At 67.5% G+C, this 17,739-nt stretch carries 17 protein-coding genes and 1 tRNA gene; 12 read left to right on the forward strand and 6 right to left on the reverse strand.

What is annotated here, in order from left to right:
- The first annotated feature begins 112 nt into the window (after positions 1-112).
- Positions 113-955, forward strand: a complete 843-nt coding sequence (locus MUN73_RS08295; protein ID WP_250139992.1) for a helix-turn-helix transcriptional regulator — start codon at positions 113-115, stop codon at positions 953-955.
- 105 nt (positions 956-1,060) lie between these two features.
- Here the strand turns inward: MUN73_RS08295 and MUN73_RS08300 are convergent, their stop codons facing one another.
- Both MUN73_RS08300 and MUN73_RS08305 read right to left on the reverse strand, forming a co-directional pair.
- Entirely contained in the window at positions 1,061-3,223 is a 2,163-nt protein-coding gene (locus MUN73_RS08300) for a DHH family phosphoesterase (RefSeq protein ID WP_250139993.1), read from the reverse strand.
- Positions 3,224-3,315: 92 nt separating this feature from the next.
- On the reverse strand, positions 3,316-3,579 hold the full coding sequence (locus MUN73_RS08305; protein WP_250139994.1) for a hypothetical protein: 264 nt from the start codon (positions 3,577-3,579) through the stop codon (positions 3,316-3,318).
- Between the two features lie 389 nt (positions 3,580-3,968).
- Between MUN73_RS08305 and MUN73_RS08310 the strand changes: the two genes are divergently transcribed.
- The 5 genes from MUN73_RS08310 to MUN73_RS08330 all read left to right on the forward strand — a co-directional run bounded on the left by MUN73_RS08310 (position 3,969) and on the right by MUN73_RS08330 (position 7,628).
- Positions 3,969-4,694, forward strand: coding sequence for a metal-dependent hydrolase (locus tag MUN73_RS08310; protein ID WP_250139995.1), 726 nt, complete (start codon positions 3,969-3,971; stop codon positions 4,692-4,694).
- A gap of 178 nt (positions 4,695-4,872) precedes the next feature.
- Positions 4,873-5,268, forward strand: coding sequence for an OsmC family protein (locus tag MUN73_RS08315; protein ID WP_250139996.1), 396 nt, complete (start codon positions 4,873-4,875; stop codon positions 5,266-5,268).
- A 156-nt stretch (positions 5,269-5,424) separates the two neighbouring features.
- Positions 5,425-6,516, forward strand: a complete 1,092-nt coding sequence (locus MUN73_RS08320; RefSeq protein WP_250139997.1) for a ComEC/Rec2 family competence protein — start codon at positions 5,425-5,427, stop codon at positions 6,514-6,516.
- Entirely contained in the window at positions 6,513-6,791 is a 279-nt protein-coding gene (locus MUN73_RS08325) for a DUF3006 domain-containing protein (RefSeq protein WP_250139998.1), read from the forward strand. The genes MUN73_RS08320 and MUN73_RS08325 overlap by 4 nt, the downstream gene beginning before the upstream one ends.
- A 372-nt stretch (positions 6,792-7,163) precedes the next feature.
- Entirely contained in the window at positions 7,164-7,628 is a 465-nt protein-coding gene (locus tag MUN73_RS08330; RefSeq protein ID WP_250139999.1) for a DUF5799 family protein, read from the forward strand.
- A gap of 47 nt (positions 7,629-7,675) precedes the next feature.
- Here MUN73_RS08330 and MUN73_RS08335 read toward each other — a convergent pair whose 3' ends face one another.
- On the reverse strand, positions 7,676-7,819 hold the full coding sequence (locus tag MUN73_RS08335) for a DUF7557 family protein (RefSeq protein ID WP_250140000.1): 144 nt from the start codon (positions 7,817-7,819) through the stop codon (positions 7,676-7,678).
- 129 nt (positions 7,820-7,948) lie between these two features.
- Between MUN73_RS08335 and MUN73_RS08340 the strand changes: the two genes are divergently transcribed.
- Positions 7,949-8,239, forward strand: a complete 291-nt coding sequence (locus MUN73_RS08340) for a DUF7545 family protein (RefSeq protein WP_250140001.1) — start codon at positions 7,949-7,951, stop codon at positions 8,237-8,239.
- Positions 8,240-8,324: 85 nt separating this feature from the next.
- On the opposite strand, the gene MUN73_RS08345 is transcribed toward MUN73_RS08340, so the two are convergent.
- The gene (locus MUN73_RS08345) at positions 8,325-12,227 is read right to left on the reverse strand and encodes a DUF7282 domain-containing protein (RefSeq protein ID WP_250140002.1); all 3,903 of its coding nucleotides are present in this window, start codon (positions 12,225-12,227) and stop codon (positions 8,325-8,327) included.
- Between the two features lie 472 nt (positions 12,228-12,699).
- On the opposite strand from MUN73_RS08345, the gene MUN73_RS08350 reads away from it, so the two are divergent.
- From MUN73_RS08350 to MUN73_RS08360, 3 genes are read left to right on the forward strand one after another with little or no spacing between them, the layout of a single operon-like run.
- Complete coding sequence (locus MUN73_RS08350; protein ID WP_250140003.1) at positions 12,700-13,284, forward strand: biotin transporter BioY; 585 nt, start codon at positions 12,700-12,702, stop codon at positions 13,282-13,284.
- Between the two features lie 22 nt (positions 13,285-13,306).
- Positions 13,307-14,026, forward strand: a complete 720-nt coding sequence (locus MUN73_RS08355) for an energy-coupling factor ABC transporter ATP-binding protein (RefSeq protein ID WP_250140004.1) — start codon at positions 13,307-13,309, stop codon at positions 14,024-14,026.
- 3 nt (positions 14,027-14,029) lie between these two features.
- Positions 14,030-14,734 carry an energy-coupling factor transporter transmembrane component T family protein gene (locus MUN73_RS08360; protein ID WP_250140005.1) on the forward strand — a complete coding sequence of 235 codons (705 nt, stop codon included), beginning with the start codon at positions 14,030-14,032 and terminating at the stop codon, positions 14,732-14,734.
- Between the two features lie 239 nt (positions 14,735-14,973).
- Here MUN73_RS08360 and MUN73_RS08365 read toward each other — a convergent pair.
- Positions 14,974-15,047: transfer RNA gene (locus MUN73_RS08365), tRNA-Thr, on the reverse strand.
- A gap of 68 nt (positions 15,048-15,115) precedes the next feature.
- Positions 15,116-16,108 carry a class I SAM-dependent methyltransferase gene (locus tag MUN73_RS08370; RefSeq protein WP_250140006.1) on the reverse strand — a complete coding sequence of 331 codons (993 nt, stop codon included), beginning with the start codon at positions 16,106-16,108 and terminating at the stop codon, positions 15,116-15,118.
- 149 nt (positions 16,109-16,257) lie between these two features.
- Here MUN73_RS08370 and MUN73_RS08375 point away from each other — a divergent pair, with 149 nt between their 5' ends.
- Entirely contained in the window at positions 16,258-16,779 is a 522-nt protein-coding gene (locus MUN73_RS08375; RefSeq protein ID WP_250140007.1) for a Rieske (2Fe-2S) protein, read from the forward strand.
- Positions 16,780-16,893: 114 nt separating this feature from the next.
- Positions 16,894-17,676, forward strand: a complete 783-nt coding sequence (gene dph5, locus MUN73_RS08380) for a diphthine synthase (protein ID WP_250140008.1) — start codon at positions 16,894-16,896, stop codon at positions 17,674-17,676.
- The last annotated feature ends 63 nt before the right edge of the window (positions 17,677-17,739 follow it).

Consider the following 17,739-nt stretch of genomic DNA (forward strand, 5'->3'; position numbering starts at 1 on the left):
ACTTAATTTCCGAGATTGGATTCTGACAATGAAATCCGTCTCACGCCGTGAGACAGGGTTAAGCAGGCGAACGGTGTACTAGCAGTATCGACCCCGTGAGAGTGAGTACCTCGTGACGCACGATCTCCTCGACGAACTCATCAGCTACGATCGAAACCTCCAGCGAGACACACGGCGGCGCGACGGTGACCGCTACCCCGAGACCGAGACGCTGGTCGACGTCGTCCGCCACGGCGACCTATTACGGCTCCTGCTCGCAGAGCCCCTCGATCGGCCCGAGATCCAGGCGGCGCTGGGCGTCTCGCGGGCGACGAGCCACCGGTTCGTTCGCTGGCTCGAGGACGAAGGGTACGGCGAACGCGTCGACGGCCGGTACCGGCTGACCGGGTACGGCGAAACTGTCGCGTACGGCGTCTGTAAGTTTGAAACGTACCTGCGGACGGCACGTCGACTCGAGCCGCTGTTCGAGTACATCTGCGAGGACCACGAGGAGTTCGTCGTCGAACCGTTCACCGACGCGACGGTCACAGTCGCTACGCCGTCGGACCCGTACGCGCCGATCGAGCGCTTCCTGTCGCTCCTGCGCGAGAGCGAGACGTTCCGCGGGTTCAACACGACGCACATGATCCCGCCCGGGATCGACGACGGCGGCGATCGGCTCTTCGAGGAGCGGACCGTCGAACTCGTCTACGTCCCCGACGCCGTCGAGACGCTTCGAGACGAATCGGACGCCGCGCTCGGGACGGCCATCGACGAGGGACACGTCACGGTCCACACGCGGGACGCCCTCCCCTACGGCCTCGCGCTGTTCGACGATCGGGTAGGCGTCGGCGGCTACGACGAGGACACCGGCGCGATGCGCGTGTTCGTCGACACCGACGCGAGGATCGCACGCGAGTGGGCCGCCAGCGTGTTCGAGTCGATCCGCGCCGACGCCAGACCGGTCTCATCCTGAGACGGTTCTCGAGACCGCCCGGCGGTCGCCGGAGCCGTCACTTCTACCCCGATAGCCGCGGCTAGCGCTGCTCGGAACGTCGCGGACAGCGGAGAAGGGCGCGTGTTACGCGAGCGTCTCGGCGAGTGCGTCGATCGCAGCCTCACGGACCGCATCGCGTTCGCCCGGCAGGAACTCGACGTGACCGTCCGCACCGCCCACGACGCTGACGCCCGCGTCGGATGCCTGCTCGGCGATCGCGTCGCCGAGGTCGCGGACGTTCAGCGACTCCGTCGCGCGGACGTGGAGTTCGTCCGACCCGACGCCGAGCGTCACGAACGGAGCGTCGGCCCGATCGCGTTCGCGGCGGTGGAGTTCGTCCAGCAACAGGACGGTGGTCGGGAAGTCGTACCGGTGGGTGAACGCGTCCGTATCCAGGAGCGTGACGGTGACGCCGTCGACCCCGCGAACCGTACAGTTCTCCTGGGCCGTCTCGAGTTCGGACTCGAGTTTGGCGCGGAACTGTTCGGAGACGTGGGCGGCGAGGCCGTCGTTTCGCGGCGTCGAGGCGTCGCTGTCCTCGAACAGCAGGTCGATGATGAGTTCGCGCTTGTCCTTGTACGACTGGTAGTACGCCTCGAGCGCGACGGCTTCGCGCCGGTTCGCGATGTCCGTCTCGTCGTAGCCGGCCTCGGCCGCGAGATCGACGTAGTCGGCGGGTGCGTCCTCCCAGTAGCTGACGGCGGGGAGGTGTTCGAGGTCCGATCGCACGTCGTCGCTGACGTGAGCGGCGACGTTGGCCGCGAGCGCCGTCGACGTCACGTCCGACACGTCGACGCCCTCGAGCGAGGGCGTCACGGCGACGGAGACGGCGTCGACGATCGCCTCGTCGGCGCGACTGTCGTCGATCACGAGCGCGTTGGCGTCGTACATCGAGAGGAGGTCGTAGCCGTCGACCGACTCGACGGTCGACCCGGCGTCGACCAGCACGACGAGCGGAAGTTGCTCGCCGTGACGATCGCGGGCCTCGAGCATCGACGTGACGTCGTTGGTCGCGGCGTCCATGTCGTAGACGCGGCCGTCGAGGGGCCGGCGCTCGAAGTAGTGGTACTCCGCGTCCTCGCGGGTGTGTTTCTCGCGAATCAGCGGGAGGACGGCGCGTTCGATGGCCGCCCCGGCGACGTAGCCGTCGGCGGTCGCGCCGTGGCGGACGACGATCGGTCGGGCCTCCATGACGGCCCGGCGGATCGCGGTCGCGGCGTCGACGAGGCCGTCTTCGACGGCCGTGACGGCGTCGTGGTCGGCCAGCAGGTCGACGGCGGCCGGTCGGGCCTCGCTCTCGATCGCGTCCTCGAGTCGGTCGTGAACGGTCTCGCGTTCTTCGCCCGCGAGAATCTCGAGGGATTCGGTCTCGATCTGTAACTCGCCGTGGTGGCGTTCGACCTCGCCCTCGAGGGCGACGACGTCGTCGATCTCGACGTCGGGGTAGGCGCGAACGCCGGCCTCCTCGAACGCCGCACACTCGACGGTCGCGGTCTCGTCACGGAGTTCGAAGACCGTCGGCCCGCTGGTCTGGCGGACGCCGGTGATCTCGCCCTCGAGGCGAACGACGCTGCCGACCTGGGCGTCGATCGAATCGATCGTCGTGCGGTTGAGTGCGGGTTCGGTCTCCGGCTCGGCGTCGGCCGCGTCGTCGGTCGCTGGCGTCGACGCGGCGGCGCTCTCGGTCGCGACGGAACCGCTCCCGCCCGTGACGGTTTCGCTCGCGTCCGGGGCGGGCGTCTCCGTCTCGGTCGGACCGCCGTCGTCGGCGGCCGCCTGGAGGTCGCCGGCCGCGACGTCGTCCGCGTCCACCGCGTCGTCGGTCGCGCCGGCGTGAGTCGCCGTCTCGTCCGTGTCGTCCTCGAACTCCTCGGGGCGTACTTCGTCGGACCCAGTGTCGATCAACTTCCCTCGGAACTCGCGTTCGCGCTGGCGGATCGACCAGCCGAGGTCGACGTTCCCGTTGTCCCGGACGTCGAGCACCTGGACGAAGACGTCGTCCCCGGGCTCCCAGTCGAGGCTCTCGAGTCGTTTGTCGAGTTCGCTTCTGTGCAACAGGCCAGTGACGTGGTCTCCGATATCGACGAAGACCCCGAAATCGGCGTAACCGTCGACGGTCCCCCGGTAGTAGCGACCGGGAGTCAGCTGCGAGGGAGAATTGCCGTCGAATTCGAAGACGGCATCCTCTTCGTGGCTCTCGCAGATCTCGCCGTCGACGGGTGTGCCGCAGATGATACAGTTACCCATCTACCCGGACCAAGCAGTTTCGCCCTAAAACGGTTGTCGGAATGCGTTCGGGACGAACGCGCCGATCGTTCACGAACGTTCGTGTAGAACCCTCACTCGAATACCGGGGAGTCGTCCTCGAGCGCCTCGATGTCGTCGGCGATTTTGCGAACGTCGTCGGGAAACAGCGACACCTGGATCTCGTTGTCGTCCTCGTCCTCGAAGACGAGTTTGACGCGCTTGTCGCCGAACTCCCGCGCCTCGGCGGACTCGACGTCGAACAGTTTGACCGTCGCAGACTTGTTCTTCGGGCCGACGTTCTTGATCGATCCGTCGTTCAACTCCACCATGAACTCCTCGAGCGTCAGTGCGAGCATGGTCCCCGTAGGAACCCCGTACAAAAAACGGTACGGCATCGACGGCGGGTACCGATCGATCGCGGGACCGGCACCCGCCGTCGCCGTCCTCGTCGAGCATCGATGCGGATCGCTCCCGTCGTGAACTCGCCCGGATCGCTTGGCTCGACGCGTTGGTAGCACGATCGCAGGGTGCGCGACCGGACCGCATGCGTGGTGTGTCAGTTCGCGTGCGGCATGCTATCGTAGCAAAGGCACCCGTATAAACATTGGTGATCGTACACGACCCATCTCAGGGGCCGATTTCCGGTCGATCCCGCCCGTGTCGACGACGGACGGCGGTCGGCCGACTGGGTTCCGGACCAGGCCCGCTCAATTTTAAGTTTACGTCGGACCAACGGTCGAATGCTATGCAAGTCACCTGGCATGGCCACTCGACGTGGCACGTCACCGTTGGCGACACCGAGTTGTTGATCGATCCGTTCTTCGACAATCCGAAGACCGACCTGGACCCGTCGGACGTCGAGGCGCCCGATTACGTGTTGTTGACCCACGGCCACGCCGACCACATCGCCCATGCCGGCGAGTTTTCCGATGCGACACTGGTGGCGACGCCCGAACTCGTCTCCTACTGCGAGGCGGAGTTCGGCTTCGAAGACGCCGTCGGCGGGATGGGGATGAACCTCGGTGGCACCGTCGAGTGCGGGGACGCCTTCGTGACCATGGTCCGTGCGGACCACACGAACGGGATCATGACCGAAAACGACGCGAGCGGGGGGATGCCCGCCGGTTTCGTCGTCTCCGATACGAAGCCCACGCAGGTGGCCGACGAGGACTCGACGACGTTCTACCACGCCGGCGACACGAGCCTCATGACCGAGATGCGCGAGGTCGTCGGCCCGTACCTCGAACCCGACGCGGCGGCCGTCCCGATCGGCGACCACTTCACCATGGGCCCGTGGCAGGCCGCGGTCGCCGTCGACTGGCTCGACGTCGACTACGCCTTCCCGCAGCACTACGACACCTTCCCGCCGATCGAGCAGGATCCCGACGACTTCGCTCGCGAGCTCCGCGCGACCGGCAGCGACGCCGAAGTCGTCGCACTCGAGGGCGACGAATCGTTCGACCTCGGGTGAGACGGTCCGCTGTACCTGTGTTCCGGAGCGACCGCGAGCGGTCCTGCGGTCGCTCCGGTACCGACTACAGCAGTCCGTATGAGCGGCTGCGATCGGACCGCTTCGCTCTCACCCGGGGCGAACCGTCCCGCAATCGAGAACAACGTTTACACCGTCGGCTGTAGTCGTCTCGACTGCCATGGCGAAACAGGTAACTACTGTCTCCGAAGAGGGGTTCAGCGCGACGAACGAGATTCGTGACTTCGAGACGACGATCGACGCGACCGGCGAGGACGCGCCGGACACGCTCGAAGCACTGCTGGCCGCCTACGCGTCCTGTTACGTCCCCGCACTCCGGGTGGGCGGCGAACAGCGCGGCGTCGACGACCTCGGCCGCGTGGCGATCGAGTCGACGGGCGAACTCAACGACGACGACAAACTCGAGTCGATCGCGTTCGACATCCAGGTCGAGGCCGAGGTCGACGACGAGACCGCCGAGAAGATCCTCGATCGAGCCAACGACCTCTGCAAGGTCCACGACGCGGTCAAGCCCGACCTGCACGCGGAGATGACGCTCGAAGGCGACGCGTTCTAGCGCCGTCGCGACGACGTTCCACAGACGCGAGGGATCGGTTCCCGTCTGCAGTCGCGACGGGGGACGATCCGTGCCCGCCGGTCGCGACGAGGCGACTACTGTCATCCAGTGTGAACTAGTCACAACCCACATATTCGTCCGCCCCCACGTCCGGATATGCGCCGTGGACTGGTGGTCGTGCTCGTCGCCGGACTGGTCGTCTCCGCCGGCTACGCCGTCGGGTTCGGCGCGAGCGACGAGTACGAGTCCGAGAACGCAGATCTCGACGGCGAACTCGAGGTACACCACGTCGACGTCGGGCAGGGCGACGCGACGCTGATCGTCACCCCACACGGCGAGACGATCCTGATCGATTCGGGCGACTGGCGGGACGACGGGCGAGACGTCATCGACTATCTCGAGTCCCAGGGGATCGATCGGGTCGATCACCTGATCGCGACACACGGCCACGCCGATCACATCGGCGGGCACGCCGCCGTTATCGAGCACTTCGAGGAGCACGGCGACGGCGTCGGAGCCGTCTACGACACGGGAGTCGTCCACACGAGCCAGACCTACGAGGAGTACCTCGACGCGGTCGAGGGCTACGACGTCACCCTGTTCGAAGTCGGGGACGGCTACGACCTCTCCCTCGAGAACGACGCCGTCGAGGCGAGCGTAGTGCATCCGCCGGCGGACACTGCCGATCGGACGGACGACCTCGATTACAGCAGTCTCGTCCTCGCGATCGAGTTCGGCGAGTTCACCTACCTGACAACCGGTGACGCGGGCGGAGACGCGGAGCAACGACTCGTCGAACAGCGGAGCCACGAGATCGACGCCGACGCCTATCAGGTCGGCCACCACGGCTCCTCGAGTTCGTCGACGGAGCCGTTCCTCGACGCCGTCGACCCCCAGGTCGCGATCGTCTCGAGCGCCGCCGACTCCCAGTACGGCCACCCCCACGACGAGGTGCTCGAGTCGCTCGCCGATCGGAACGTCCGGACCTACTGGACCGGTGTCCACGGCGACGTCGTACTCGAGACCGATGGCCGGACCGTTTCGATGACGACCGAACGAGACGCGTCGACGGATCCGCTGGATCTGCTCGAGGCGAAACACGCGCCCCGGACCGACCACCGGGGGAACGACTCGTCGACGACCGAGAGCGACTCGAACGACCTGCCGACGGCCGACCAGCCGACGATCGATCGATCGACGACCGTACCGACCGAGCCTCGACGCGGAACCGTACTGACAGCGCCATGACCGACCACTACACTGCGACGCTCGACCGGATCGTCGACGAGACCACCGCGGTGCTCCTGCTCGAGGACGAGGGTTCCGTGGTCGACGAACGCACCGTCGACGTGGAGCGACTCCCGCTGGACGGCCGCCACGACGGGGCCGTCTTCGACGTCGAACTCGCGGACGGATCGCTCCGGGCGGTGACCCACCGCCCCGACGCGGAACGCGACAGACGGGAGCGACTCCAGGACCGGTTCGATCGCCTCTCGGAACGCCCGCCTGACGACGACTCCTGACCGATCGCGGGGCAGGTCTCACTCGCATCCAGTCTACCGACTGGCGACCGGCAACCGCGGGGAGAAGGTGGAACGGAGGGGAAGCCGAACCCCAGTGGGTCGGGATGCCTGCGATGACACAGCAACGGGGTCGTCCCGGTCGCGCAGGGGCGCTGACCCCGTTGCACGTCGGCGGTTTTACACTGCCGGCATTATCCATGGTGCCAACATACATTGGGAATCCGGACCATCAGTGTCGGCGACTCGATCGAACCGCGTTCCAGTGCGAGGCGACTTCGAAACGGCTGGACCGATCCACGATCGACCGGCCGCGTCCCGCCAGCCCCGCCGACGAGGGAAACGCTGATACCGGCACCGGCCCAATCGAGGGCCATGAGCGACACGCAGTGGACCGACCGGATCGTCGGGGCGCGGATGACCGTCGATCAGGAGTTCTCCTCGCGGATCCAGGGCTCGCAGTTCTCGAGCCAGCAGTGGAGCCTGATCATGACCGCGACCGAGTTCGAGATCGAACACCCGGACGATCCGGATCGGGCGCGGATCGTCGCCAACACGGAGAAGGTCGAGCAGGTCATCCCCGAACTCGACAACATCCAGGCGGGGATGGGTGCGATGGGGGGCCAGGCCGGCAGTTCGGGCTCGCGATCGTCCGGCGGCGTCCTCGACTCGATCAAGGGGGCGCTCGGACTCGACGGCGGCGACGACGGCGGGTCACACGAGGAGCAACGCCGGGCCGCCGAACAGCTCACCCAGGAGTACGCCGACGAACTGCAGTCACACCTCGAGACGAACGGGCGGTGGGAGTCGGTGCGACGCACCGCGGCCGAGGACCAGTAAGAACGACACTCGCGCTTTAATCGCCTTCCCTACAGGCACGAACCGGCTCAATCGCCGGCGCGGAACATCGTGTACTCGCTGGCCTCGTAGATGTTGATGAGTTCGGTCACGAGTTCGTCGTAGGACTCGTCCTCGACGCGCAGCGTGTCCAGCCGTTCGATCGTCTCTTCCTCGAGTTCGACTGACGGCATACCCCTTCGTTCGTTGCCGAGGCGCAAAAACACACGGGGGTTACGTCACCGGGAAGCCACGACGGCCGAATACCGGCGACGTCGCCCCAAGCCACAGCACCTTTAGGCACGCTTCACGAGCGTAGTGGTATGACCGACGAAGTAGACACGACGACGATCTCGATCAGTTCCGACGACGGCTCCAGCGACGACGTGACGATCCCGAGCGGACTCGTCGACCTCGTCGCGGAAGGCGACCAGAGCACCGCCGAGACGATCGGCGACGTGACGCTGCTGTCGTTCGCCAGCCGCGCTCACCACCTCGTCCACCACGGCGAGGAGGCAGACCCGGAACTCGAGGCCCAGGAGGAACGCGTGATGGACCTGTTCGAGGACCGGTTCGGCGTCACCTTCGGCGAAGCGACCGGCCACCAGCACTGAGGGCCGGCGGGATCGAACGACGATCACGCGCAACACTCGTTTTCCGATCGATCGTCGATTCGAGACCGGTAGCCGGAATGGGCGGTTACGTCGCCCCGAGGCCGGAAATTCCGTCGAAGGGGTTGCCGAACGGATCACCGCCCGGTCCCTCACCCGGAGAGTCGTCCGGACCTCCGCCGGGAGGTTCGTCGGGCGGCCCATCGCCAGGTGTCTCGTCAGGCGGCCCATCGCCAGGTGTCTCGTCGGGCGGCCCGTCACCCGCGCCCGGTCCGTCGGCCCCGTCGCCGGGACCGGTCTCCCCATCAGGTTCATCGTTCGATCCGGGCGGTTCGTCTTCTCCCGGTTCGTCGGCCGGTCCTGTTTCTCCAGTTTCGGCGTCTGACGGCGCTATCTCGCCCGCAGTGGCAGTCTCAGCCGTAAGCACCTCCTCGTAATCGTAGCCGGTCATGTCGACCTCCCAGACGAGCCGTTCGTCGTCGGACTCGGGCGTCCACTCGACGGTGAACGTGTTCTCTCCAGGCTGGAGTTCCTCGATCGGCTCCTGGACCGTCGTCCCCTCGACGAACTCGCTTCCGACGATCAGGGGCGCGTCGTTGGAGTTGTCGTAGCCGAAGGTCACGTCGATTCCGTCGTCGGTCGGCGTCGTCTCCACGACGCCGATCGCGGGCAGTTCCGGCCGGACCTCGAGGATGCACTGCTCGGCGTCCGGGTTCGGATAATCGATTTCACCGGGGGTCGCGTCGGGCGAGGCGAAGCCGGTGATCGCAGCACCGAAGTCGCCCGACGGAACCTCGACAGTTGCCCCGTCTTCCGTCTCGGTGACGGCGAACTCCTCGCCGGTCTCGTAGGTGAACGTCCCGTCGAACGGGGCCGACACGTCCTCGCCGACGGTAATCGCGTACTCGCCGATCGAGTTGCCGTCCGCGCCCGACTCGTAGAAGCCAGTTGTGACGATAATCTCGTCGCCCTCCTCGAACGTCCCGGTCACCTCGGCGTTCGAACAGTCGAGGTACTCGACGGCGAACTCCTCGGCGACGGTGTACTCGATCGTCTCGGTCGCGAGGGGGTCCGCCTCGGGATCGACAGCGGACACGACAGCGACCTCGAGCGTCGCATCGTCTTCGAGCGGCGGGTCGAGATCGATCGTCTCGTTCTGGATTGGGTCCCCGGGAGCGAACGGGCCCGTTTCGCCGATCTCCTGGCCGTCCTCGTCGGTCACCGTGAGCGCGTACTCGACCGAGGCGTTCGCCGCTTCGACCGTCAGGTTCGTGCCATCGCCCGTCTGATTCTCGACCGACAGCGACGCCTCCGGCGCTTCGTCCTCGACCGTGTACTCGATCGTCTCGTTCGCGAGCGTCGCGTCGTCACCGTCCTCGCCGGCCGCGACGACGGCGACCTCGAGCGCCGCGTCGTCTTCGAGCGGTGGTTCCAGATCGAGGGATTCGTTTTCGATCGTTTCGTCCGGGCCAAACGCGTCGCTCTCGCCCAGTTGCTCACCGTCCTCGTCGGTCACAGTGAGGACGTACTCAACCGAGGCGGTCGCCTCGTCCACGACGAGGCTCCCACCGTCGCCGTCCTGATCTTCGACGGTCAGCGACGCCTCCGGCGCTTCGTCGTCTCCGTCGGCCTCGTCCGCGATCGCGTACTCGATCGTCTCGTTTGTCAGTTCCTCGCTGTCCGGGCCGACGAGCGCGACGTCGACGGTCGTGTTCTCCTCGATCGGCGGATCGAGGTCGAGGGACTCGTTCTCGATCGACTCGTTCGCGTCGAACGTCTCGCTCTCGACGGTCTCGCCATCGTACGCGGCCGTGAGCACGTACTCGACCGAGGCGTTCGCTTCCGCGATCGTCAGGTTCGTGCCGTCGCCCGTCTGATTGGCGACCGACAGCGTCCCCTCGGGTTCGGCCGCCTCGTCTTCCGCATCGCCGTCTTCGACTTCTCCCTCGTCGCCGACCGCTACGACTGCCGTGTCGAGGACGGGCGACCCGCCCGGCGTCACGTACGGCGGATCGTCCTCGCCACCGGTGTCGGCGTAGTCGAACGCCCCGTCGTCGTCCGTGTCGAGGTGGACAGCGGCGACCAGCGGCTGCTCCTCGGCGATCGCGTCGTCGAGTTGGATCTCGACGTTCTCGTGCGTGCCGGCCCCGAGGAACTCCGAGACGCCGAGGACGGCGTCGGGTTCGAGACCGACGTCGTCTCCCGCGTAGAGGGCCACGAAGCCGCCCTCCGAGAGGGAGACCTCGTCGATCACGACGCGATCGCCGGCGCTCTCCCTGTCCTCGAACGCGATCGACGCCTCGCCCTCGAGTTCGTCGACCTCCTCGAGTCGCTGTTCGGAGTCGGTCCTCGCGAACTGCCGGAGTTCGGCCTCCCCGTCGACCCCCTCGTCGACGGCGAAGGCGGCCGTGTCGGACGCCGTCTCCTGGCTCAGGATCTGTAGCTGTGTCACGCTGATCCGCTGGAACTGGACCACGCGGGCCGTCTCTTGGCTCGCCCCGCGGGCCGCGATCTGGATCTGCTCGATCGTCGCCTCCTGGTGCTGGACGAGCACGCCGCCCGCGGTTCCCTCGGCGAGTTTCTGTACCTGGACCACGTCGACGATCTGTTTCTGGATCACGGCCCCTTCGCCGGCGCCGCGTGCCGCGGCCTGGATCTGCTCGACCTCGACGATCTGGCGCTGGACCGCCGACTCGATCGACCCCTTCGCGGCCCCGAGGGCGGCGTACTGGATCTGCGTGATCGAAACCTCCTGTTGCTGGACGAGCACACCCTGCGAGGCCCCGTCGGCCGCCGCCTGGATCTGCTCGACCGTCGCCTCCTGGCTCTGGGTGATCGACCCCTTCGCCGCGCCGAAGGACGCCTCCTGGATCTGCGTGATGGAGATCCGCTGGACCTGCCGGACGGTGACCCGCTGGACCTGTTTCAGCGGCCCGCTCCCGGCACCGCGTGCCGCCGCCTGTGTCTGCTCGACCGAAACCGCCTGTTTCTGGACGATCGCGCCGGCCGCCGCGCCCGCGGCGGCCTTCTGGACCTGTTTGATCGTTACCCGCTGGCGCTGTTCGACGTCGACGTCTTGCTCCCCTTCGAGTGCCGCCCTCGTACTCCCGTCGAGCGCGCCCGCAGATGCGCCGGCCGCGGCGTTCTGGACGTGCTCCAGGGTGGTTCGCTGGCGCTGTTCGACCGTGATCTTCTGATATTGCTCGAGCACGCCGTAGGCCGCCCCCTGGGCCGCCTCCTGGATCTTCGGCTGTTCCCGGACGTCTTTGTCGCCGGCCTCGCTCGCGGCCCCGGCGGCGGCACCGCGGGTCGCCACCTGGATCTGCTCGACGGTCGCGCGCTGTTTCTGGGCGATCGCGCCGTGTGTCGCGCCCCAGGTCGCGCTCTGCATCTGGCTCGCTTCGACCGTCTGGTACTGGGCCAGCGCGCCGTCGGTAGCCCCGCCGACCGCCGACTGGACCTGCTCGACTTCGACGCGCTGTTGCTGGATCAGCGTGCCGTGGACCGCCCCTTTCGTCGCCTCCTGGACCTGCTCGACGGAGGCCTCCTGGTGCTGGGCGACCGACTCGCGCGCCCCCTCGATCGCGGCGGCCTCCTGCTCCTGGGTCACCTCGACGCCCTGGGACTGGACGAGGTCGATCCCCTCCTGGACGCCGGTCTCGACGGCGTCTTCCTGTGCTTGCGAGAGCGACGCGACGGCGGGACCGCCGTCGCTCGCCGACGCGGTCGTCGGTTCCATCGAAACCAGTCGCGAGTTCGTCGCCCCGCGATCGAGCGGGGTGACCGCCGCACCGTCATCGGACCCACTGGCTGCCGCCCCGTGATCGAACTGCGGTTGGCCGTCAGCGGCCGAAACGACACCGTCCGTGTCGGCCCCCGCGTCACCGACGTTTCCGGTCCCACCACCGAGGAGCGGCAGAGCGAGCATGCTCGTGGCCATTCCGACGGTGACGAGGACCACCACCGCCGCCGTCGCGGACGATCGTCTCATACATCTCGCCTCCGGGTCGCGGTCTGGACCCCGATCGAGGTCGTGGAACCGACCCCGATCCGCGTCGAACCCGTCCCTTCGCCCCGGGCCGCAGTCCCGGTCCGCGATCGAAACGTCGATCCTGTCCACCGATCTCCCCCACGCCGTACCGCCGTACTACTCGAACCCATGGCTCCCTCACGAGGGATCGAACGAGCGCATAAGGACGCCGTCCGTTTCGGTTGCATCGCGGACACAATCGGACGTTACGGTGTGAAACGCATTCCTCCGACCGAGAAAGTCCCGTCCGAAGAGGGGGCAGTCACGTCGCGCGACGCTACCGGACAGTCACAGGAGCCGACAGGTAGCCCGGTGTTTCGCGCCGATCGCGGCTCGTGCACGGACCCGTTCGAACGCGGGAGCGCGACGCCCGCTACCGAGACCGGTGTCGTAAACCGAAGTATTGATCCGGGTATACGAACGATCCGGCGGTATGGAAACGGAACAGTCCGACGTCGATCTCGTGGGAGGCGAAACCGTCAGAGCCGTCGCTCGAGCCGCGTTACTGGCGGCGTTGATGGGCGCGGCCGCCATCGTCACGATCCCGTACCCGCTGTCGCCGGCACCGGTCACGCTCCAGGTACTCGTGGTCTTTCTCGCCGGCCTCTACCTCGGGCCGCTGTGGGGAACGTTCTCGATCGGCCTCTACCTCGCCGCCGGCGCGATGGGTGCGCCGGTGTTCTCCGGTGCGACCGGCGGCCCCGGCGTCCTCCTGTCGGAGCCGACCGCCGGGTTCCTCTGGGCGTTCCCGATCGGCGCCCTGGTGATCGGCCTTCTCGTCCACCGGGAAGTCTCACCACGAGACCCTGCCGACGTCCCCGTCCCGCTCGTGGTCGGGAGCCTGCTCGCCGGACTCCTCGTCATCTACGCTGGCGGCGTCGGCTGGTTCGCCTGGATCGCCTCGACGAGTCTCCCGGAGGCCGCGGCCGCGGTCGCGGTGCCGTTCGTGCCGGCCGACCTCCTCAAACTCGCCGCCGCGCTCGCGATCGTTCGGAGCGGTCGACTCGATCCGGTATGAGCGGGCGGCGAGGGATCGGCGGATGATCGAGTTCGACGCCGTCTCGTTCGGGTTCGAGGACGTCCCCGTCCTCGATGACGTCTCCCTGACGATCGACGACGGCGAATTCGTCGTGCTCGCGGGCGCGAACGGGAGCGGGAAGACCACCCTGTGCCGTCACTGTAACGGCCTCCTCGAACCCGATTCGGGAACGGTCCGCGTCGACGGCACGCCCGTCCGGGACGACCTGGTGGGTGCTCGCTCGACCGTCGGGATGGTCTTCCAGCACCCGCGCGACCAGTTCGTCGCGGCGACCGTCGGCTCCGACGTCGCCTTCGGCCCCGAGAACCTCGGCCTCCCGCGCGCGGAGATCGATCGCCGCGTCGAGTCGGCGCTCGCCGCCGTCAACATGACCGGCCGCGAGACCGATCTGATCGACGCCCTCTCGGGCGGCGAGCAGTCCCGCGTGGCCATCGCGGGCGCGCTCGCGATGGACCCGTCCCACCTCGTCCTCGACGAACCGTTCACCGGGCTCGACGACCCCGCACGCCGGTCCGTCCTCGATCGGCTCGCGTCGCTCTCGAACGACGGGACGGGCGTCGTCCTCGCGACCCACGACCTCCGCGACGTGATCCCGCTGGCCGATCGCGTGATCGCCATGCGGGACGGCCGCGTCGTCGTCGACGGGACGTCCCCCGGCGCGCTCGACGAACTCGCCGACCTCCCGGTACGGGTGCCACGCTCGCGACGACCCCACGAGTAAGCGATGCTCACCTACGAACCCGACGAGACGATCGCGCACCGGCTCGATCCCCGCTCCAAGCTCGCGGTCCAGATGGGGTTCGCCGCGACGGCGCTGGCCCACACGAGTCCGCGCGCCCTCCTTGCGCTCTCGGTCGTGGCCGCGCTCCTCCTCGCGGCCGCGCGGGTCCCGCTGTGGCGGACGCTCGTCGCCTACCGCTTCGCGCTGGTGATTCTCGCGATCGCCCCCATTGTCGCAGCGGTGACCCTCGGCGCGCCCTGGATCGACGTCGGCGACGGCCTCGCGTCGGCTCGCGCAAGCTATCGCGTCCTGCTCGTCCTGCTCGTCAGCGCCGCCTACGTCCGATCGACGCCGGTTCGCCACTCCCGCGCCGCGATCCAGCGGACGATCCCCGGCAAACCCGGTCAGCTACTCGGGATCGGCGTCGCGCTCGTCTTCCGGTTCCTCCCGGTGCTCCGGGCCGACCTCCGGACGATCCAGGACGCCATGGCCGCACGCCTCGGCACCGAACGGAGCGCCGTCGAGCGCGCCAGCACGATCGGCGTCCTCGGCCTCGAACGCGCGTTCGACCGCGCCGATCGACTCTCGCTCGCGCTCCAGGCACGCTGTTTCGCGTGGAATCCGACGCTCCCGGCGCTGTCGTTCGGGCGGCTCGATTACCCCGCGATCGCGATCGCCATCGTGCTCGCGCTCTCGGCGTTCCTGTAGCCGTTCGAGGGAATCATCAGGTCTCGAACTCGATCCGTGGTGTCCGACGCCGATCGGCCGCGACGCTCGCGATTCGACTTCGTTTGTCCAAATCCCTCCAGAACGTAGTACCGGCTCACGGGTTTGGTCGCCGAAAAATAAGCCGGTGGAGGGGATTGTGAACCACGGTCGGAGCGAAGCTCCTCCCTGATTCAAATCCCTCCCTGCGGCTTTTCAGCCTCACTTCGTTCGGCAGAAAGAGCCGGTGGAGGGATTTGAACCCTCGACCTAATCCTTACGAAGGATTCGCTCTGCCAGTCTGAGCTACACCGGCGCGGTACGCGTTTATTCGTAGGATCGATACCAGCCATAAGGGTTGCGAATCGGACCGGTCGTGTGAGGCTATTGCGTGGTCGATCGCTCCAGACGGACGTCCAGACAGACGTTCTCCTCGTGGGGTGCGTACGAGCGGACGACGCGGCGGTTCTCGACGGTGACCTCGTACTCGGGTCGTGCGGCCGCGCGGATCGCGCGTTCGCCCGGCCCGAACGGGTCGTCCTCGTGCTGGATGTCGTAGTAGTGGACCACGCACTCGTCGCCCGCGAGTTCGACGGCGGTGTCGAGGAACTCGTCGGCGCTGTGAGGCAGGTTCATCACGAGTCGCGTCGCCCAGTCCGCGTACTCGCCGGCGACCTCGCGGACGTCGCCGTGGATGGCCGTGAGGCGATCCGCGACGCCGTTCCGGCGCGCGTTCTTCCGCAGGTACTCGATCGCGTCCTCGTTGATGTCCACGCCGACGCACTCCGCGCCGCGTTTCGCGAACGGGACGACGAACGGACCGACGCCCGCGAACATGTCGACCGCCCGATCGTCGGCCGAGACCTGCTCGGCGACGCGGTGGCGCTCGGTCGCCAGCCGCGGCGAGAAGTACACCGCGTCGAGGTCCAGCGCGAACTCGCAGCCGTACTCCCGGTGGACCGTCTCGGTCCCCTCGCCCGCGAGCACCTCCCAGTCGCGGACCCGCGTCTCGCCTTTCACCTTCGATCGCTTGTTGACGACCGTCTCGACCGGCAGGTCCGAGTCGACGATCGCCTGGGCGATCTCGAGGGCGCGTTCCTGGCTGTCCTCGTCGAGCAGGACCACGTCGCCGAGGCGCTCGTAGGACGGTTCGAACCCGAGCAGATCGGCGGGCATCGTCTGGGACCGGCGTTCCGGGACCGCCCGCGAGACGACCGTAAACTCCGCCGGGACCGCGTCGGGATCGGAAACCGGAATGTAGAGCTCCCCATCCTCGACGTCGATCTCGTAGTCGTCGTCGATCAGGTCCGCGTCGGCGAGTCGCGATCGCGTCGCTTCGCCCTCCTCGCGCGTGACGCGGACGCACGGCACCTCCATACCCGGAGTCGGAGACGGGTCGCCGTAACGGTGACGCTTCGAGACGATCGGGCCGTCGATCGATCGACGCCGCGTCGCGGTCGGCGACGCCGATCGAGCCGTCGGATCGTGAAGAATTTTCAGGACCCCGTCCCTACGTGGGCGGTAGCATGGCCGATCGGACGGAGCTGACGACCGTCGAAACGGTCCACGAGGAGGGATCGTGGCTGTTCACGATCTGGGATCGGTACGGAAACCAGGACGAGGTAATCCTCGTTCCGTGCGAGGACGGCGTCGAGCAGAACTCGATAGCCAGTCAGCGCGGGAACTCCGCTGACGACAGCGCCGAACAGAACTCGACTAGCAGTCGGCCTGCGACCGACGAGGGCGTCGAGGCGTGGATCAACCGCTGTACGCACGAGGCCCAGCGGTTCGATACCGGCCGCGGCGTCGCGATGCGCGACGGCCGGATCATCTGTCCGAAACACGGCTCGCTGTTCGACGCCTGTACGGGCTACTGCGACAACGGCAAGGCCGCCGACACGACCCTCCCGCCGATCGACATCGCGGTCGAGGACGGCACCGTCTACCTCACCGACGACGAAGTGTCGTTCGCCCACGCGGGCGCGATCGGCGCGGACGAGGACGATGACGACGACGGACCCGCCTCGACGTCGCACCTCTCGTTCTAGCCCGTGAGATCGAGGCGGTCGCGATCGTCGACGACGGACGAGCGGTCGGATCGCGATCACCCGGCCACGACCCGTCTCGAAAGGGTATTCCCGCCGCTCGCAGTACGTGTCCCCATGCTCACCTTCATCGGCCTCGGACTCTACGACGAGCGATCGATCACCGTCGAGGGCCAGGAGGCGCTCCGGAGCGCCGATCACGCCTACGCCGAGTTCTACACTAGCCGGCTGATCGGGACGTCGATCGACGACCTCGAGGCGTACCACGACGTGTCGATCGAAGTCCGGGACCGCGCCGGCGTCGAACAGCACCCCGAGGACATCCTCGCGGCGGCCGAGAGCGAGGACGTGGCCTTCCTGACGGCCGGCGACACGATGATCTCGACGACCCACGTCGACCTCCGACTCCGGGCACACGAGCGGGGGATCGACACGCGCGTGATCCACGGCGTGACGGCCCAGACGGCGACCAGCGCGCTGACCGGCCTCCAGAACTACCGCTTCGGCAAGGCGACCACCCTGCCGTTTCCCTACGCTCACGGGGCCGACGGGCTGCCCGCGAGCGTGACGAACACGATCGACGAGAATCGGGCCGACGGACTCCACACGGTCGTCTACCTGGATATAAAGGCCGATCGCGAGGACCGCGAGGAGTACATGACGGCCGACGTCGGCGCCGACCTGCTCGACGAGGAGTATCCCGACCTCGTCGGCGTCGTCGTCGCCCGGGCGGGCAGTCCCGACCCGCTTGTCGAGGCTGGCACGATGACCGACCTCGCCGACCGGGAGTTCGGCGACCCGCTCCACCTGCTCGTGATCCCCGGCGACTGTCACCTGCTGGAGGCCGACGCGCTGGTCGAACTCGCCGGGGCCGACAGGGAGACGCTCGACGTAGTCTGATACGGATTCCTGTACCGATGTACCGGCGCAACCGGACGGGTCGCGGTTGTGCCGGAACTGAGT

It is taken from the genome of Halosolutus amylolyticus, from assembly GCF_023566055.1.
Lineage (GTDB): Archaea > Halobacteriota > Halobacteria > Halobacteriales > Natrialbaceae > Halosolutus > Halosolutus amylolyticus.

Coding starts and splice junctions, on each gene's coding strand:
- MUN73_RS08300 (WP_250139993.1), bottom strand. CDS start 3,223: ATGGGTAACTGTATCATCTGCGGCACACCCGTCGACGGCGAGATCTGC.
- MUN73_RS08305 (WP_250139994.1), bottom strand. CDS start 3,579: ATGCTCGCACTGACGCTCGAGGAGTTCATGGTGGAGTTGAACGACGGA.
- MUN73_RS08310 (WP_250139995.1), top strand. CDS start 3,969: ATGCAAGTCACCTGGCATGGCCACTCGACGTGGCACGTCACCGTTGGC.
- MUN73_RS08315 (WP_250139996.1), top strand. CDS start 4,873: ATGGCGAAACAGGTAACTACTGTCTCCGAAGAGGGGTTCAGCGCGACG.
- MUN73_RS08320 (WP_250139997.1), top strand. CDS start 5,425: ATGCGCCGTGGACTGGTGGTCGTGCTCGTCGCCGGACTGGTCGTCTCC.
- MUN73_RS08325 (WP_250139998.1), top strand. CDS start 6,513: ATGACCGACCACTACACTGCGACGCTCGACCGGATCGTCGACGAGACC.
- MUN73_RS08330 (WP_250139999.1), top strand. CDS start 7,164: ATGAGCGACACGCAGTGGACCGACCGGATCGTCGGGGCGCGGATGACC.
- MUN73_RS08335 (WP_250140000.1), bottom strand. CDS start 7,819: ATGCCGTCAGTCGAACTCGAGGAAGAGACGATCGAACGGCTGGACACG.
- MUN73_RS08340 (WP_250140001.1), top strand. CDS start 7,949: ATGACCGACGAAGTAGACACGACGACGATCTCGATCAGTTCCGACGAC.
- MUN73_RS08345 (WP_250140002.1), bottom strand. CDS start 12,227: ATGAGACGATCGTCCGCGACGGCGGCGGTGGTGGTCCTCGTCACCGTC.
- MUN73_RS08350 (WP_250140003.1), top strand. CDS start 12,700: ATGGAAACGGAACAGTCCGACGTCGATCTCGTGGGAGGCGAAACCGTC.
- MUN73_RS08355 (WP_250140004.1), top strand. CDS start 13,307: ATGATCGAGTTCGACGCCGTCTCGTTCGGGTTCGAGGACGTCCCCGTC.
- MUN73_RS08360 (WP_250140005.1), top strand. CDS start 14,030: ATGCTCACCTACGAACCCGACGAGACGATCGCGCACCGGCTCGATCCC.
- MUN73_RS08370 (WP_250140006.1), bottom strand. CDS start 16,108: ATGGAGGTGCCGTGCGTCCGCGTCACGCGCGAGGAGGGCGAAGCGACG.
- MUN73_RS08375 (WP_250140007.1), top strand. CDS start 16,258: ATGGCCGATCGGACGGAGCTGACGACCGTCGAAACGGTCCACGAGGAG.
- dph5 (WP_250140008.1), top strand. CDS start 16,894: ATGCTCACCTTCATCGGCCTCGGACTCTACGACGAGCGATCGATCACC.